The 14,428-nt window shown below is 72.3% G+C and carries 15 protein-coding genes; 11 read left to right on the forward strand and 4 right to left on the reverse strand.

Annotation, left to right across the window (positions count from 1 at the left end; translation table 11 throughout):
- Positions 1 to 64: 64 nt before the first annotated feature.
- A complete protein-coding gene (locus tag ABD329_RS12340; RefSeq protein WP_198281869.1) occupies positions 65 to 901 on the forward strand; it encodes an alpha/beta fold hydrolase in 837 nt (278 codons plus the stop codon).
- A 71-nt stretch (positions 902 to 972) separates the two neighbouring features.
- On the opposite strand, the gene ABD329_RS48210 is transcribed toward ABD329_RS12340, so the two are convergent.
- Complete coding sequence (locus ABD329_RS48210; RefSeq protein ID WP_425574321.1) at positions 973 to 1,692, reverse strand: helix-turn-helix domain-containing protein; 720 nt, start codon at positions 1,690 to 1,692, stop codon at positions 973 to 975.
- A 273-nt stretch (positions 1,693 to 1,965) separates the two neighbouring features.
- On the opposite strand from ABD329_RS48210, the gene ABD329_RS12355 reads away from it, so the two are divergent.
- A complete protein-coding gene (locus tag ABD329_RS12355) occupies positions 1,966 to 2,898 on the forward strand; it encodes an oxidoreductase (RefSeq protein ID WP_344316345.1) in 933 nt (310 codons plus the stop codon).
- A 36-nt stretch (positions 2,899 to 2,934) separates the two neighbouring features.
- On the opposite strand, the gene ABD329_RS12360 is transcribed toward ABD329_RS12355, so the two are convergent.
- Positions 2,935 to 3,936, reverse strand: coding sequence for an NADP-dependent oxidoreductase (locus ABD329_RS12360; RefSeq protein ID WP_344316347.1), 1,002 nt, complete (start codon positions 3,934 to 3,936; stop codon positions 2,935 to 2,937).
- A gap of 268 nt (positions 3,937 to 4,204) precedes the next feature.
- On the opposite strand from ABD329_RS12360, the gene ABD329_RS12365 reads away from it, so the two are divergent.
- Positions 4,205 to 5,257, forward strand: a complete 1,053-nt coding sequence (locus ABD329_RS12365) for a GlxA family transcriptional regulator (RefSeq protein ID WP_198281729.1) — start codon at positions 4,205 to 4,207, stop codon at positions 5,255 to 5,257.
- A 194-nt stretch (positions 5,258 to 5,451) separates the two neighbouring features.
- Positions 5,452 to 6,282 carry a putative protein N(5)-glutamine methyltransferase gene (locus tag ABD329_RS12370; RefSeq protein WP_198281726.1) on the forward strand — a complete coding sequence of 277 codons (831 nt, stop codon included), beginning with the start codon at positions 5,452 to 5,454 and terminating at the stop codon, positions 6,280 to 6,282.
- Between the two features lie 21 nt (positions 6,283 to 6,303).
- Here ABD329_RS12370 and ABD329_RS12375 read toward each other — a convergent pair whose 3' ends face one another.
- Positions 6,304 to 7,044, reverse strand: a complete 741-nt coding sequence (locus tag ABD329_RS12375) for an SDR family oxidoreductase (RefSeq protein ID WP_198281727.1) — start codon at positions 7,042 to 7,044, stop codon at positions 6,304 to 6,306.
- A gap of 89 nt (positions 7,045 to 7,133) precedes the next feature.
- Here ABD329_RS12375 and ABD329_RS12380 point away from each other — a divergent pair, with 89 nt between their 5' ends.
- Positions 7,134 to 8,039 carry a LysR family transcriptional regulator gene (locus ABD329_RS12380; RefSeq protein WP_198281728.1) on the forward strand — a complete coding sequence of 302 codons (906 nt, stop codon included), beginning with the start codon at positions 7,134 to 7,136 and terminating at the stop codon, positions 8,037 to 8,039.
- A 56-nt stretch (positions 8,040 to 8,095) separates the two neighbouring features.
- Here ABD329_RS12380 and ABD329_RS12385 read toward each other — a convergent pair whose 3' ends face one another.
- On the reverse strand, positions 8,096 to 8,536 hold the full coding sequence (locus tag ABD329_RS12385) for a MarR family winged helix-turn-helix transcriptional regulator (protein ID WP_198280871.1): 441 nt from the start codon (positions 8,534 to 8,536) through the stop codon (positions 8,096 to 8,098).
- A 233-nt stretch (positions 8,537 to 8,769) separates the two neighbouring features.
- Here ABD329_RS12385 and ABD329_RS12390 point away from each other — a divergent pair, with 233 nt between their 5' ends.
- Genes ABD329_RS12390 through pcaB form a run of 6 tightly spaced genes read left to right on the forward strand, consistent with a single transcriptional unit; the run spans position 8,770 to position 14,360 of the window.
- Positions 8,770 to 9,609 carry a CoA transferase subunit A gene (locus ABD329_RS12390; protein ID WP_198280870.1) on the forward strand — a complete coding sequence of 280 codons (840 nt, stop codon included), beginning with the start codon at positions 8,770 to 8,772 and terminating at the stop codon, positions 9,607 to 9,609.
- Positions 9,606 to 10,388 (forward strand): CoA-transferase subunit beta, encoded by a 783-nt coding sequence (locus ABD329_RS12395; RefSeq protein WP_198280869.1) that lies wholly within the window; start codon positions 9,606 to 9,608, stop codon positions 10,386 to 10,388. Before ABD329_RS12390 ends, ABD329_RS12395 begins: the two co-directional genes overlap by 4 nt.
- Positions 10,385 to 11,578 carry a thiolase family protein gene (locus ABD329_RS12400; protein ID WP_198280868.1) on the forward strand — a complete coding sequence of 398 codons (1,194 nt, stop codon included), beginning with the start codon at positions 10,385 to 10,387 and terminating at the stop codon, positions 11,576 to 11,578. The genes ABD329_RS12395 and ABD329_RS12400 overlap by 4 nt, the downstream gene beginning before the upstream one ends.
- Before the next feature lie 55 nt (positions 11,579 to 11,633).
- Entirely contained in the window at positions 11,634 to 12,401 is a 768-nt protein-coding gene (gene pcaH / locus ABD329_RS12405; RefSeq protein WP_198280867.1) for a protocatechuate 3,4-dioxygenase subunit beta, read from the forward strand.
- Complete coding sequence (pcaG, locus tag ABD329_RS12410) at positions 12,401 to 13,045, forward strand: protocatechuate 3,4-dioxygenase subunit alpha (protein WP_214665545.1); 645 nt, start codon at positions 12,401 to 12,403, stop codon at positions 13,043 to 13,045. The genes pcaH and pcaG overlap by 1 nt, the downstream gene beginning before the upstream one ends.
- Positions 13,046 to 13,091: 46 nt before the next feature.
- Positions 13,092 to 14,360, forward strand: a complete 1,269-nt coding sequence (gene pcaB / locus ABD329_RS12415; protein WP_198280866.1) for a 3-carboxy-cis,cis-muconate cycloisomerase — start codon at positions 13,092 to 13,094, stop codon at positions 14,358 to 14,360.
- The last annotated feature ends 68 nt before the right edge of the window (positions 14,361 to 14,428 follow it).

A 14,428-nucleotide genomic window follows, 5' to 3' on the forward strand; every position in this document is an offset into this window, starting at 1 on the left:
GATGCATCTAATCCGATGGATTAGCGTCACGCGTGACCGTCACGACCGAGGCGAGGGGGAGCCCATGACGAACGACACCACTCACACAGGCACTGTCCACGCGCCCGGGGCCACACTCCACTACCAACTGCGCGGGCACGGACCCACATTGCTCATCGGGCAGAGCGGCGAGGGGGACGCCGACCGCACTGTCGACCTCGTCGCGCGCCTCGCGGACACGCACACGGTGATCACTTACGACCGGCGGGGCCTGTCCCGGAGCCGACTCGACAACCCGTCACGCGGGGCGACGCTGGCCGAGCACGCGGACGACGCGGCACTCCTGCTCGCGACCGTGACATCCAAACCGGCCGCGATGCTCGGGTGCAGCCTCGGCGCCGTCATCGGCCTGCACCTCGCGGTGCGGCACCCGGGCCGGATCCACACGCTGATCGCCCACGAGCCCGTCGCACCGCGGCTGCTGCCGACCGCCGAACGGGCTCGCCATGAACAAGAACTCACCGACCTACGGCGGCTCTACGCACGTTCCGGCCTCGCCGCGGCCCTACCGGAGATCGCCCGCGTCCTCGGCATCAGCGGACGCGACGCCGAACCCGGTCTGACCCCGCAGCCGATCAACGACCTGCGCCGCGCCAACTTCGACTACTTCATCCGTCACGACTTCACCGCGGTGCTCGAAGACACGCTCGATGTGACCGCCCTCGCGGCCACGCCCACCCGCATCGTCCCCGCCGTCGGCCGCGCCACCCCCAAAGGCGTCTTCGACCGCCGCTGCGCCTACGCCCTCGCGGACGCGCTCGGCACCGACGTCATGGAAATGCCCGGCGGCCACAACGGCAACACCAGCCACCCGTCCGCCTACGCGGCGAGTCTGCGCGACCTGCTGGCGACTCAGCCATGACCGGGACGAGGCCGATGCCGAACGGCAGGGGTAGGGGTGCCTTCTGGAAATCGGTTGATGCATTAGTTGCATCAGATCAAGCGTTTTTCGGAGGGGGTGCCGGGAGGGACGGGATCGAGCGCGGCCTTACCGGGATCTCCTCCCACCGCCCGCAGTCCGGCGGAACCCCGCCGCCGAGTACGGAAGCCGCCCACCCGCCTGGCCACCAGCGGCCGGTGGACGGCGATGGCGCCGCGCCCCCGTCCTCCCGCGCCGTTGCTCAATTGCGCCGAAGGCGCGAGACGGCGCCGCACCCGACCGACCCGAGCAGCCCCGGCAGAGGCTGTTAACCGCCGAACTCGCCGTCTCGGACGGCATCCACGAACGCCTGCCAGGCGGACGGCTCGAAGAGCAGCGCGCCGCGCTCGCGGTCCTTGGTGTCGCGGACGGCCTGACGGCCGGTGGGGAGGATGCCGTGTTCGACGCAGTTGTTCGCGCTGCCGCTGTAGCTGCTCTGTGTCCCGGAGCACCGGACCTTGGTTGCTCCACCAATCGACCTTGTGGATTTCCTTCGCCAGCCGCCGCAGGCTCGCGCACTGGCGCTCGTCCTCAACCCCGTACAGCTTGAACAGCACCGTCAGACCCAGCGGCCGGATGCCGCGCTTGCCGTTCTCGATCTGGCTGATCTTCGGGTGCCCGCACTCCAACGCGTCAGCGGCGTCCTGGACTTTCAGCGCCGCCTCGATGCGCAGTCGACGCAGCTCATTGCCGAGCCGACGACTGCGCATGGTGGGCGTATTGCTCTGTGCCATGGGCGCATGCTGTCGACCATAAAAACCCAAGTCACAACCTTCGACTGCAACACGTGCCCAATAGAGGGAATCCAGGACGAACAATTTGCCTCGGCGACGATGTACCGGCTGGACGGCGCTGCCCACGCCCAGCGGCAAGGACGTCTGGTTCGAGTGCAGGCCCGTACACCTCGCGCCTTCGGCACCCCGCCCTTAGGCTGTCGCCGGACGCAGGGGGCTACTGGCGCGTAGCGCAGGCCGTGACAGACGCGGCAGACCGCGAAGGAGCGGGTGATGAAGGGCTGGACCTCGAGCGACATCCCTGATCAGACCGGCCGCACCGCCGTCGTGACCGGTGCCAACAGCGGGCTCGGCTTCGTCACCGCCCGGGAGTTGGCGCGCCGCGGTGCGCGGGTGGTGCTCGGGTGCCGCAGCGAGCGGCGTGGGGCCGAGGCCGCTGAGCGGATCGGGGCGCAGGCGCCGGGTGCGCGGGTGGAGGTCGCGCCGCTCGATCTCGCCGATCTGGCATCCGTACGGGCCTTCGCTGCCGAGTACGAGGGCGACCGGCTCGATCTGCTGATCAACAACGCGGGCGTGATGGCCCTCCCGCACCGCAGGACCGCCGATGGCTTCGAGATGCAGTTCGGCGTCAACCACCTGGGCCACTTCGCGCTGACCGGACTGCTGCTGCCGAAGCTGCTGGAGGCGGGCCCGGGGGCGCGGGTGGTCACCGTCTCCAGCTTTATGCACATGCTGGGGACGGTCGATCCGCGCGACCTGAACATGGAGCGGGGGTACCGGCGTTGGGTCGCCTACGCCCGCTCCAAGTCCGCCAATCTCCTCTTCACCCACGAGCTCGCCCAGCGGCTGCGCACCGCGGGCGCCCGCCTGGTGGCGGCCGCCGCGCACCCCGGCTACGCCGCGACCAACCTGATGTCCGCCGCGCCGAAGATGGAGGGCCACCGGGCGAAGGAGCGGTTCATGGAGATCGGCAACCGCTACTTCGCCCAGAGCCCGGAGCAGGGCACGCTCCCCGTCCTGTACGCGGCGACCGGCCCGGACGTCCGCCAGGACGACTTCTTCGGCCCGCCGCTCCAGGGGCTGTGGCGCGGCTCCCCCGTCCGCTCGGCCCGCGCCAGGTGGACGCGCGGCGACGCGGCGGGGCGGGGGCTGTGGGCGGCGTCCGAGCGGCTGACGGGGGTGCGGTACGAGGCGCTCGCGAGCTGAGCGCGATCGCCCGGGAGTCCTTCGAGCCGTGCCGCCTCAGCGCACCGTGATGACCAGCTTGCCCGTGGTGCGGCCCGTCTCCCCCTGGACATGGGCCCGGGCGCCTTCGGCGAGGGGGAAGGTGCCGGAGACATGGGCGCGGAGCCTGCCCCGCTCGACGAGTTCGGCGATGGCGCGCATCCCGGCCTGGTCGTGCTCGACGAGCAGGGTGACGGCGCGGACCTGTGCCTTCTCCGCCGCGGCCCGGGTGTCCTCGGCGCCCGGCAGCAGGGAGACGAGGGTGCCGCCGGGGCGGAGCACGCTCACGGAACGGGTGGCGGTCTCCCCTCCGAGGGCGTCGAGGACGACGTCGTAGCGCTCGTCGGTGTCCGTGAAGTCCTCGGAGCGGTAGTCGACGCAGGCATCCGCGCCGAGCTCGCGCAGGAAGTCGTGCTTGGGGGCGCTCGCCGTCCCGGTGACGTGCGCGCCGCGCTCCTTGGCGATCTGTACGGCGAGATGGCCGACACCGCCGGCCGCGGCGTGGATCAGCACCCGCTGCCCGGCCCGGAGGTCCGCGGTATCGACGAGGGCCTGCCAGGCGGTGAGCGCGGCCAGTGGCAGAGCGGCCGCCTGGACGTGGTCGATCCCGGCGGGCTTGGCGGCGAAGGCGCGGGTGGGGCCGGTCACGTACTCGGCGTGGGAGCCGACCCCGTACGGGTAGGGCAGCATGCCGAAGACCTCGTCACCGGGCTGGAAGAGGGTGACGCCGAAGCCGGTCTCCACCACGGTCCCGGAGACGTCCCAGCCGAGGGTCAGCGGCGGGGGCGGCAGGAACCTACTCATGGCGCGGTGCTTGAAGTCCGTGGGGTTGAGCCCGGCCGCGTGCACGGCGACGAGGATCTCCCCGAGGCCGGGCGCGGGCCGCGGAAGCTCGGTCAGCCGCAGGACCTCGGGACCGCCGAGGGCCGTCTGGTGCAGGGCGAGCATCACGGGGGCGGCGTCCGGGGCGGCGTCCGGGCTCGGGGCGTCGGGGTTTTCAGGGGTGTCCGTCGAAGTCATACCTCGATCCTGGCCGTACGGTCCGGCCCGGGACGATGGCCAGAAGGTCAGCTTCCGATACATTCCTGCCATGCCCATCGCCCCTGCCGCCCGCCGCGTTCCCAGTGCCCTCGACACCCCCGGCCCTCCCGGCACCCCCGGCCCCCGCCCCGCGTCCACCGCGTTCGACACGTCCGACACGTCCACCGCGTCCGACACATCCGACACGTCCACCGCGCCCTCCCGGGCCCGTGACCTCGCCGACCGCGCGGCCGGACTGGACCGTCTGATGCACCCGGGCCCCCGGCCCGGCGCCCACAAGGTCGTCGTCCTCGCCCTCGACGGCGTCTATCCCTTCGAACTCGGCATCCCGCACCGGGTCCTGGGGTCCGCCGACGGCCGCTACGAGGTGCTGTCCGCGAGCGCGGACGGGCGGCCCGTGCGTACCGACTCGGATCTGACCGTCACCCCCGGGCACGGTCCCGAGGTGCTGGCCGAGGCGGACACCGTGGTCATCCCTCCGTACGCGATCTCCCGGGCCTCGGCCGCCACCCCGGACCCGCAGGCCCTCGCCGCCCTGGCCCGCGTCCGCCCCGGCGCCCGTCTGGTGTCCATCTGCACCGGCGCCTTCCTCCTGGCCGCCGCCGGTCTCCTGGACGGGCGCCGGGCCACCACCCACTGGGCGCTCACCGACCACTTCCGGGAGCTGTTCCCCCGGGTCGAGCTCGACGCCGGTGTGCTCTTCGTCGACCACGGTGACGTGCTGACCTCCGCCGGGGCGGCGAGCGGTATCGACGTCTGCCTGCACCTGGTGCGCCGGGACCACGGAAGCGAGGTGGCCAACCAGGTCGCCCGCTGCTGCGTCGTGCCGCCGTACCGGGACGGCGGGCAGGCGCAGTACATCGAGCGGCCGCTGCCGCCGACGGGCGACACCGGCACCGGGCCGACCCGCGACTGGGCACTGCGACGGCTGGAACTCCCGCTCTCGCTGGACGAGTTGGCCGCGCACGCGGCGATGAGCACCCGTACCTTCGCCCGGCGCTTCCGGGAGGAGACCGGTCTGAGCCCCGGCCGCTGGCTGACCCAGCAGCGGCTGCGGCGGGCGCGGCACCTGCTGGAGTCCAGCGACCTTCCGGTGGAACGGGTCGCCCACGAGGTCGGCTTCGCCACCGCGACCTCGCTGCGGCGGCATCTGGCAGCGGAGGCGGGGGTCGCCCCGTCGGCGTACCGGCGCACCTTCCGCGCCCCGGATGCCCCGGCCGGCCCGGCCGGCCCGGCCGCATCGGATACCTCGGACGGCCCGGCTGCCCCGGATACCTCGGCTGCCCCGGCTGCATCGTGACCGCCACGGCGCCGGGACATCGGGTAATGTGGCCACACCCGTACACCCCCGTACGCGCCGAGGAGGTGAGACCCATCAACGCCAGTTCAGGCTGGGTGCTCGCCCTTGACGGCCGTGCGGTCGCCGTGACGTACGACGCGGCATAGCCGACCGGCGGGAGCGCCCCAGGCATCCCGAAAGGTTTTCCGGGCTCCATGTCGGCTTCTCCATCTTCACTTGTCACCTTTTCCGCCGTCGTCACCAGGCTCCGCGCCGCCGGGTGCGTGTTCGCCGAGGACGAGGCGCGGCTGATCCTTTCCGCGGGCCACGTTCCGGCCGAGATCGACGCCATGGTGGACCGGCGCGCCGCCGGGCTGCCGCTGGAGCACGTCCTCGGCTGGGCGGACTTCCGGGGGCTTCGCATATCCATCGACCCCGGGGTCTTCGTACCGCGCCGGCGCACCGAGTTCCTGGTGGAGCAGGCCGTACCGCTGGCCCGGTCCGGGGCCGTCGTGGTCGATCTGTGCTGCGGCTCGGGCGCGCTGGGCGCCGCGCTGGCCTCGGCCCTGGGCGGGGTGGAGCTGTACGCGACCGATATCGACCCGGTCGCGGTGCGCTGCGCGCGGCGCAATGTCGGGGCGGCGGGCGGCACGGTGTACGCGGGCGACCTCTACGAACCGCTGCCCGCCGCGCTGCGCGGCCGCGTGGACCTCCTGCTGGCCAACGTCCCGTACGTGCCCACCGAGGAGGTCGGGCTGCTGCCGCCGGAGGCCCGGGTCCACGAGGCGCGGGTGGCGCTGGACGGCGGCGCGGACGGGCTGGACGTCCTGCGCCGGGTGACCGCCGGGGCGGGTGGCTGGCTGACCCTGGGCGGCTCGCTGCTCTTCGAGACGAGCGACCGGCAGGCGGCCACGGCGATGGCCATCGTGACGGACGGTGGGCTGGAGCCACGGCTGGCCGAATGCGACGAGTTGGACGCCACGGTCATCATCGGCACCAGACCACGTCCGACACCGAGGTCGAACGGGAACACCGCCCAATTCTGAGCGGTGTTCGAACGGGTGGCGTCACAATTGGGTGCCGCCACCGTCCACCGCGAGTTCGGCGCCCGTGGTGTAGGTCGCGTCGAAGGCGAGGAAAATGGCGGCACGCGCGACCTCCTCCGGATTCCCTATCCGCAGCATCGGGATCTGGGCGGCGAATCCCGCCACCATTTCATCCGCCACCTCTGCGGGCAGGTGCTTGTGCAGAATGCCCGTGTCGATCGGCCCAGGGCTCACCGCGTTGACACGTATGCCGCGCGGCAGCAATTCACGAGCCCAGGTTCGCGCCATCGACCGGAGGGCCGCCTTGCTCGCCGCGTAGACACCGTGGTCCGACTGCCCCAGCACGTTCGAGACCGAGGTGGTCAGCACCACGCCGCTGCCCTCGGCAAGCAGCGGAAGCAGCCGCTGCAAGGTGAAGTAGGGTCCCTTGGTGTTGGCCGCGAAAATGGCATCGTACGTCTGCTCCGTCGTCGCCTCGAACGGCGTCGAGTCGGTGATGCCCGCATTCAGGAACACCGCGTCCAGTTGGCCGAACGCCTCCTCGACCTTCCCCGCCAGGGCATCGATGTCGGCTTTTGAGCAGGCGTCGCTGCGAACCGCGACCAGCCCCTCTTTCGCCGCCGCTTCGAGCGGAGCTTCATTGCGCCCCGTGACCATTACCTGAGCGCCCCCGGCCGCCAGGTGACGTGCGATCGACAGGCCGATTCCGCTACTGCCACCGGTGATGAGGGCGCGCTTTCCGTTGTACTTGTGCTTTTCCATGCCTCGATTCAAATCCCGGACCGGCGACGGCGTCCAAGACCTGATCCGCAACCCGTCATGCGCCCAACGCATATTGGTACGCTCGAAGCGTGCGCGTTCCCGGATCGGACCTCGACCTGCGGCTCGTCGGCTACTTCACGGTCGTGGCAGAGCACGCCAACTTCAGCCGCGCCGCCTCGGTGCTGCACGTCGCGCAGCCGTCCCTGAGCCGCCAGATCCAGCGCCTCGAGGAACACCTGGGCGTACGCCTCTTCGACCGCACCCCACAGGGCAGCCGGCTCACGGAAGCCGGTCGCGCCTTTCTGCCGCAGGCTCAGGCGCTGCTCCAAGCAGCCCATCAAGCCGAGCTCACCGCCCGCGACGGCGCCACCCCGCGCGAGTTCACCATCGGGTACGTCGAGGACCTGGTCATCACGCACGCCGTACGCCGGTTGCGGCACCGACACCCCACGGCCCGCATCCGCACCCGCCACCTGGAGTGGAACGACGCCCACGCCCTCACCGACCGCCGTGTGGACGCCCTGGTCGCCCGCGCCCCGCTGCCCTTCCCCGCCGACCGGCTGCGCCTCACCGAGCTGTGGACCGAGCCACGGGTTCTGGTCGTCTCCACAGAGCACCGTCTGGCCGGAAAGGAGTCGGTGACCGTCGACGACCTCGGCGAAGAGGTTCTGCCGCAATGCCCGAGCGCGGTCCCGCAATGGAGCGATTTCGCCCGCCTGGAGCCGCGCCCGGATGGCGTTCCGGTACGCAGCGCGCCGATCGACTACGAATCGTTCGAGGACAAGCTCGACCTTGTGGCCGAGGAGCGGACGGTATTGATCCTGGCCGCCGGCGACCGGCGGCCCCAACTGCGCCCCGGCCTGACCACCGTGCCCATCGAGGGCATCGACCCGGTCCGCGTCGTCCTGGCGACCCGCTCGGCCGAGGCCAACCCTCTGATCGACGATTTCCTGACCGCCTGGTCATCCGACACGCCCGCTCCCCGGGGTCGCTGAGCAGGGGAAACCCCGTGGGGCCCCCGCCCCTCGCGCGCCCCGCGCGCCCCGCGCGCCTACGCCCGCAGTTCCTCCGCCGCGTCCGCGACCCGGGCGATCAGGCGCAGCAGGGTCTCCCGCTCCGTCTCGTCCAGCGGGGCCAGGAAGACCCGGTTCATCCGGGATGTCCGGGTGACCAGCTTCCGGTGGAGCCGGATGCCCTCCTCCGTCAGCCGCAGGACGTTACGGCGGCCGTCGTTCGGGTCGCGCACCCGCTCCAGCAGGCCGCGCCGGGCCAGCCGGGCGACCAGGTCGGCGATGGTGGAGCGGTCGAGGTGGACGTGTTCGCTCAGCGTCCGCTGGTCGATCTCCGGCTTCTCGATCAGCGCGTTGACCACCGCGAACTGCGGCGAGGTGGTCTCCTCGGAGACCATCGCGCCCCACAGCAGGGAGTGCGCCTGCTGGAAGCGGCGGGCCAGATGCCCGGGGTGCGTGTTCAGATCGACCGCGCCGCCCATGCCGTGCCTCCCGGCTTCCCCGCCACTCGATTGCCGCATCGCCGCGTTGCTCGATTGCTGACTGGATTGCTCATTAGTCCGTGTACTGAGTGATTCTGCCCTGTGGAAGGCCCTATGTCGAGAGGCCGACATACGACCTAGACTCCCTTGACGGGCGCACCAGCCAATGGCACCGTGCGAAACCAACACCACATTAGTCAGCACACTGAGCATCCCGAACCCGCGGAGTGACGATGGCCGACATCCGAAGCCTCCAGGACGCCGTGGCGGACCTCGTCCACAACGGGGACACCGTCGCGATGGAGGGATTCACCCACCTGATCCCGTACGCCGCCGCGCACGAGGTCATCCGTCAGGGCAGCACCGATCTGACCCTCGTCCGGATGACCCCGGACGTCATCTACGACCAGCTCATCGGCGCCGGACTCGTCCGCAAGCTGGTGTTCTCCTGGGGCGGCAACCCCGGCGTGGGTTCGCTGCACCGCTTCCGTGACGCCGTCGAGAACGGCTGGCCGCGGCCGCTGGAGCTGGACGAGCACAGCCACGCGGGCATGGCGAACCGCTATGTGGCGGGCGCCTCCAAGCTGCCGTTCGCCGTGTTGCGCGGCTATCGCGGCAGCGACATCCCGACCCGTACGGACACCGTCTCCACCGTCGTCTGCCCCTTCACCGGGGAGGAGCTGGCCGCCGTCGCCGCGCTCAACCCGGACGTCACCGTCATCCACGCCCAGCAGGCCGACCGCGCCGGCAATGTGCAGATGTGGGGGCTGACCGGGGTGCAGAAGGAGGCGGCGCTCGCGGCGGACCGGGTGCTGGTGACCGTGGAGGAGATCGTGGAGGAGCTCACGCCACGCCCCGGCGGGATCGTCCTGCCGACGTGGGTGATCGACGCGGTGTCCGTCGTCCCCGGCGGCGCCCACCCCTCCTACGCCACCGGGTACTCGACCCGCGACAACGACTTCTACCAGGCATGGGACGCGATCGCCCGCGACCGCGAGGCGTTCTTGACGTGGATCGAGGACAACGTGCGCAACAGCGACGTGCGCGACAGCGAGGGAGCCCTCACCCGATGACCGCCACCCCCGCCGGGACGACGGACTTCACATCCGACGAGCTGATGGAGGTCAACGCCGCCCGCGCGCTCGCCGACGCCACCACCTGCTTCGTCGGCATCGGCCTCCCCAGCACCGCCGCCAACCTGGCCCGCGCCACCGTCAACCCCCACCTCGTGCTCATCTACGAGTCGGGCACCATCGGCTCCAAGCCCACCCGGCTCCCGCTGTCCATCGGCGACGGCGAGCTCGCCGAGACGGCCGACGCGGTGGTCCCGGTGCCGGAGATGTTCAACTACTGGCTCCAGGGCGGCCGGATCGACGTCGGCTTCCTCGGCGCCGCCCAGGTCGACGCTTACGCCAACATCAACACGACCGTCGTGGCCCGCGGCCCCGACAAGCCCGAGGGCCGCCTCCCCGGCGCCGGCGGCGCCCCCGAGATCGCCTCCAATTGCGGCAAGGTGCTCATGGTGCTGCGCCACTCCACCCGCAGCTTCGTGAAGCGGCTGGACTTCGTGACGACCCTGGGCCACGGCGGCGGCCCCGGCGACCGTAAGAAGCTCGGCATGCCGGGCGCCGGTCCCACCGCCGTCATCACCGACCTGGGCATTCTGCGCCCCGACCCGGCCACCGCCGAGCTGGTGCTCACCGAAGTCCACCCCGGCGTCACCGTGGAGCGGGTGCGGGCCGCCACCGGCTGGGAGCTGACCGTCGCCGACACCGTGGGCACCACCGAGCCGCCCACTTCTGACGAGCTGGCCGCGCTGCGCGCCCTGAAGGCCGCCGGAAAGGACGCATGATGACCGCCCTGCGTGATGTCTATATCGTCGACGCCGTCCGCACCCCCATCGGCAAATACGGCGGCGCCCTGTCCGGGGTGCGCCCCGACGACCTGGCCGCCCATGTGGTGCGCGGCCTGCTCGCCCGCACCCCCGACCTGGACCCGGCGCGCATCGACGACGTCTACTTCGGCAACGCCAACGGCGCGGGCGAGGAGAACCGCGATGTCGCCCGCATGGCCGTGCTGCTGGCCGGGCTGCCCGTCACCGTGCCCGGCGCGACCGTCAACCGGCTCTGCGCCTCGGGCCTGGAGGCCGTGCTCCAGGCCGCCCGCGCCATCGCGGTCGGCGACGCGCACATCGCGCTCGCGGGCGGCGTGGAGTCGATGAGCCGCGCCCCCTGGGTGCTGCCCAAGCCCGAGCGCGCCTTCCCCGCCGGGCATCAGCAGATGTACTCCACGACCCTCGGCTGGCGGATGACCAACCCGGACATGCCGCCGGAGTGGACCGTCGCCCTCGGCGAGGGCGCCGAGCTGATCGCCGACAAGCACGGCATCACCCGCGAGGCACAGGACGCGTTCGCGCTCGCCAGCCATGAGAAGGCGGCGCGGGCGTGGAAGGACGGGGCCTACGAGGCCGAGGTGCTGCCGTATCCGGACACCGACCTGCTCCGCGACGAGTCCATCCGCGACTCCACCTCGACCGAGGCCCTGGCCAAGCTCAAGCCCGCCTTCCGCAAGCCCGGCGGCACCGTCACCGCGGGCAACTCCTCACCCCTCAACGACGGCGCGGCCGCGCTGCTGCTCGTCGACGAGGAGGGGCTGAAGGCCACCGGACGCGAGCCACTGGCCCGGATCGGCGCCTCGGCCGTCACCGGAATCGAGCCGCGGTACTTCGGGCTCGGCCCGGTGGAGGCCGTACGGCGCGCCCTCGCCAAGGCGGGCCGCTCGTTCGCCGATCTGGCCACCCTCGAACTCAACGAGGCGTTCGCCGCGCAGGTGCTGGGCTGCCTCGCCGAATGGCCTGACCTGAACCCCGACACCGTCAACCCGCGCGGCGGCGCCATCGCCATCGGCCATCCGCTCGGCGCGTCCGGGGCCCGGCTCGCCGGGGCCGTCGCCCATCAGCTCGCCGCCCGCGGCTCGGGGACGGGCCTGGCCACCCTGTGCATCGGCGTCGGACAGGGCCTCGCCCTCGTCCTGGAGAGGTAACCCCGCAACGGCAACGGCAACGGCAACGGCTGGAAAGGTAAGGCTGACGGCAGACATGGCTCTCACCCAGTCCGACATCGACAGCGAACTCGCGCAGATACGGGAGGCGTACGACAAGGCGCGCGCCGAGGGGGCTCCCGCCGCCGACCACCCGCCGCGCGACTTCCCCCCGTACCGCAGCAGTGTGCTGCGCCACCCCAAGCAGCCGCTGGTCGCGGTGCACGGCGACCCGGAGACCGTGGAGCTGCACACCCCGGTCTTCGGCCACACCGACATCACCGCGATCGACAACGACCTCACCGTGCAGCACCAGGGCGAGCCGCTCGGCGAGCGGATCACCGTCTCCGGGCGGCTCCTGGACAGCCGGGGCCGCCCCGTCCGGGGGCAGCTCATCGAGCTGTGGCAGGCCAACGCGTCCGGCCGCTACGCCCATCTGCGCGATCAGCACCCGGCGCCGCTCGACCCCAACTTCACCGGTGTGGGGCGGACGTTGACCGGCGACGATGGTTCGTACCACTTCACCACCATCAAGCCGGGCGCGTATCCGTGGCGCAACCACGAGAACGCCTGGCGCCCGGCGCATCTGCACTTCTCCGTCTTCGGCGCGGCGTTCACCCAGCGGCTGGTCACCCAGATGTACTTCCCCGGCGATCCGCTCTTCGCCTACGACCCGATCCTCCAGTCGGTGACGGACGACTCGGCGCGGCAGCGGCTGGTCGCCCGTTACGACCACGCGCTGTCGCGGCCGGAGTGGTCGCTGGGCTACCGCTGGGACATCGTGCTGGACGGGCCGTCCGCCACGTGGATCGAGGAGGGCCGCTGATGAGCGAGAGGCTTGTACCGACGCGGGGACTCGCACCCGCCGAAGGACCGGCACCCGCCGGGACACTCGCGCCCACCCCCTCCCACACCGTGGGCCCCTTCTACGGCTACGCCCTGCCCTTCCCCGGCGGCGGCGATCTGGCCCCGGCGGGCCACCCCGGTGCCATCACGCTCCACGGCCATGTCCGCGACGGCGAGGGCACCCCCGTCCCGGACGCGCTGGTGGAGCTGTGGCAGGCGGGCCCGGACGGCTCGCTCGCCGGAGCGGGCGGGTCGATGCGGCGCGACCCGGTGACCGGCGGCTTCCTCGGCCGCAACGGTGTGGACTTCACCGGCTTCGGCCGCATCGCCACCGACGCGGACGGCCACTGGACGGCCCGTACGCTGCCGCCCGGCGGCCCGGCCGCGCCCGCCGCGCCGTACATCAGCGTGTGCGTCCACGCCCGGGGGCTGCTGCACCACCTCTTCACCCGCGTGTACTTCCCCGAGAACGCCGAGGCCAACGCCGCCGACCCGCTGCTCACCTCGCTGGATCCGGCGCGCCGCGAGACGCTGGTGGCGACGGCGGTGTCCCCGCCGGGGACCTATCGCTTCGACATCCGGCTACAGGGCGAAGGGGAGACGGTTTTCCTTGAGTTCCGCTAGTCCTGGTACTGGTTCCGCTGGTCCTGGTACTTCCGACGGCGACGACGTGGGGCTGCTGTCCCCGGTGCGGACCGGGTCGGCGGTGGCGGCCGCCACGGGCGACACGGCGTTCCTCCAGGCCATGCTGGACGCCGAGGCCGCGCTGGCGCGGGTGGTGGCACCGGCCGGGGCGGCGGAGGCGGTGGCGGGCGCGGCCCGCGTCGAGCTGTACGACGTACGCGAGCTGGCGCTGCGCGCCCGCTCCGGGGGCAACCCGGTCATCCCGCTGGTCGCCGATCTCACGGCGGCGGTGGCCCGTACGGACGCCGAGGCCGCGTCGTACGTCCACCGGGGCGCGACCAGCCAGGACATCGTGGACACGGCCGCGATGCTGGTGGCCGCGCGGGCGCTGCCGCTGATCGTGGCCGATCTGGAGCGTACGGCGGCGGAGCTGGCACGGCTCGCCGCCGCGCACCGCGACACCCCGATGCCCGGCCGCACCCTCACCCAGCACGCCGTGCCCACCACCTTCGGGCTGAAGGCTGCGGGCTGGCGAGCGCTGGTCCTGGACGCCCGCGACCGGCTCGCGGCGCTGCGGCCGCCCGCCCAACTGGGCGGCGCGGCGGGCACGTTGGCCGCCTTCGACGGCGGGGTTCCGCTGCTGGGCCGGTTCGCCGAGGAGACCGGGCTCGCCGAGCCCGAACTGCCGTGGCACACCCTGCGCGCCCCCGTGGTCGACCTGGGCACCGCGCTCGCCTTCGCCGTGGGGGCGCTGGGGAAGGTGGCGGCGGATGTGCTGGTGCTCTCGCGGACGGAGATCGGTGAGGTCGCGGAGGGAGCGGGGGGTGGCTCGTCCGCGATGCCCCATAAGTCGAACCCGGTGCGTGCCACGTTGATGGCCGCCGCGGCCCGTCAGGCCCCGGGGCATGCCGCCGCCTTGCTCGGCTCGCTCGCCGCGGAGGACGAGCGTCCGGGCGGGGCGTGGCATGCGGAGTGGCAGCCGCTGCGGGAGCTGTTGCGGCTCGCGGGCGGGGCCGCCCGCGATGGCGCGGAACTCGCCTCCGGGCTGCGGGTCTTCCCGGACCGGATGGCCGCGAACCTGGGGCTGACGGATGGTCTGATCGTCAGCGAACGCCTTATCGCGGCGCTTGCGCCGGAGCTTGGGCGGGCCCGTGCGAAGGAACTCCTGGCGGAGGCGGCGAAGGAGGGCGCGGGGTTGGCCGAAGCGCTGTCGGGCGTCCTGCCGCCGCATCGCCTGCGCGAGCTGATGGACCCGAGCGCGTATGTGGGCGCGGCCCCCGCCCTGGTGGACCGCGCCCTGACCCGCGATGCGTGAACGCCTCCGGCGGTCTGGTCCCCACCCCGCCCCTTCCCGAACCGGAGGACACCCCCGGACCCCCAAAG

The sequence above is a fragment of the Streptomyces javensis genome (assembly GCF_039525925.1).
Lineage (GTDB): Bacteria > Actinomycetota > Actinomycetes > Streptomycetales > Streptomycetaceae > Streptomyces > Streptomyces asiaticus.

Bases quoted from the DNA above. Each gene is read 5' to 3' on its own strand.
- ABD329_RS12400 (WP_198280868.1), top strand. From the start codon at position 10,385: ATGATGACCGCCCTGCGTGATGTCTATATCGTCGACGCCGTCCGCACC.
- ABD329_RS12360 (WP_344316347.1), bottom strand. From the start codon at position 3,936: ATGACTTCGACGGACACCCCTGAAAACCCCGACGCCCCGAGCCCGGAC.
- ABD329_RS12340 (WP_198281869.1), top strand. From the start codon at position 65: ATGACGAACGACACCACTCACACAGGCACTGTCCACGCGCCCGGGGCC.
- ABD329_RS12370 (WP_198281726.1), top strand. From the start codon at position 5,452: ATGTCGGCTTCTCCATCTTCACTTGTCACCTTTTCCGCCGTCGTCACC.
- pcaG (WP_214665545.1), top strand. From the start codon at position 12,401: ATGAGCGAGAGGCTTGTACCGACGCGGGGACTCGCACCCGCCGAAGGA.
- ABD329_RS12355 (WP_344316345.1), top strand. From the start codon at position 1,966: ATGAAGGGCTGGACCTCGAGCGACATCCCTGATCAGACCGGCCGCACC.
- pcaH (WP_198280867.1), top strand. From the start codon at position 11,634: ATGGCTCTCACCCAGTCCGACATCGACAGCGAACTCGCGCAGATACGG.
- ABD329_RS12365 (WP_198281729.1), top strand. From the start codon at position 4,205: ATGCACCCGGGCCCCCGGCCCGGCGCCCACAAGGTCGTCGTCCTCGCC.
- ABD329_RS48210 (WP_425574321.1), bottom strand. From the start codon at position 1,692: ATGGCACAGAGCAATACGCCCACCATGCGCAGTCGTCGGCTCGGCAAT.
- ABD329_RS12375 (WP_198281727.1), bottom strand. From the start codon at position 7,044: ATGGAAAAGCACAAGTACAACGGAAAGCGCGCCCTCATCACCGGTGGC.
- ABD329_RS12395 (WP_198280869.1), top strand. From the start codon at position 9,606: ATGACCGCCACCCCCGCCGGGACGACGGACTTCACATCCGACGAGCTG.
- ABD329_RS12385 (WP_198280871.1), bottom strand. From the start codon at position 8,536: ATGGGCGGCGCGGTCGATCTGAACACGCACCCCGGGCATCTGGCCCGC.
- ABD329_RS12390 (WP_198280870.1), top strand. From the start codon at position 8,770: ATGGCCGACATCCGAAGCCTCCAGGACGCCGTGGCGGACCTCGTCCAC.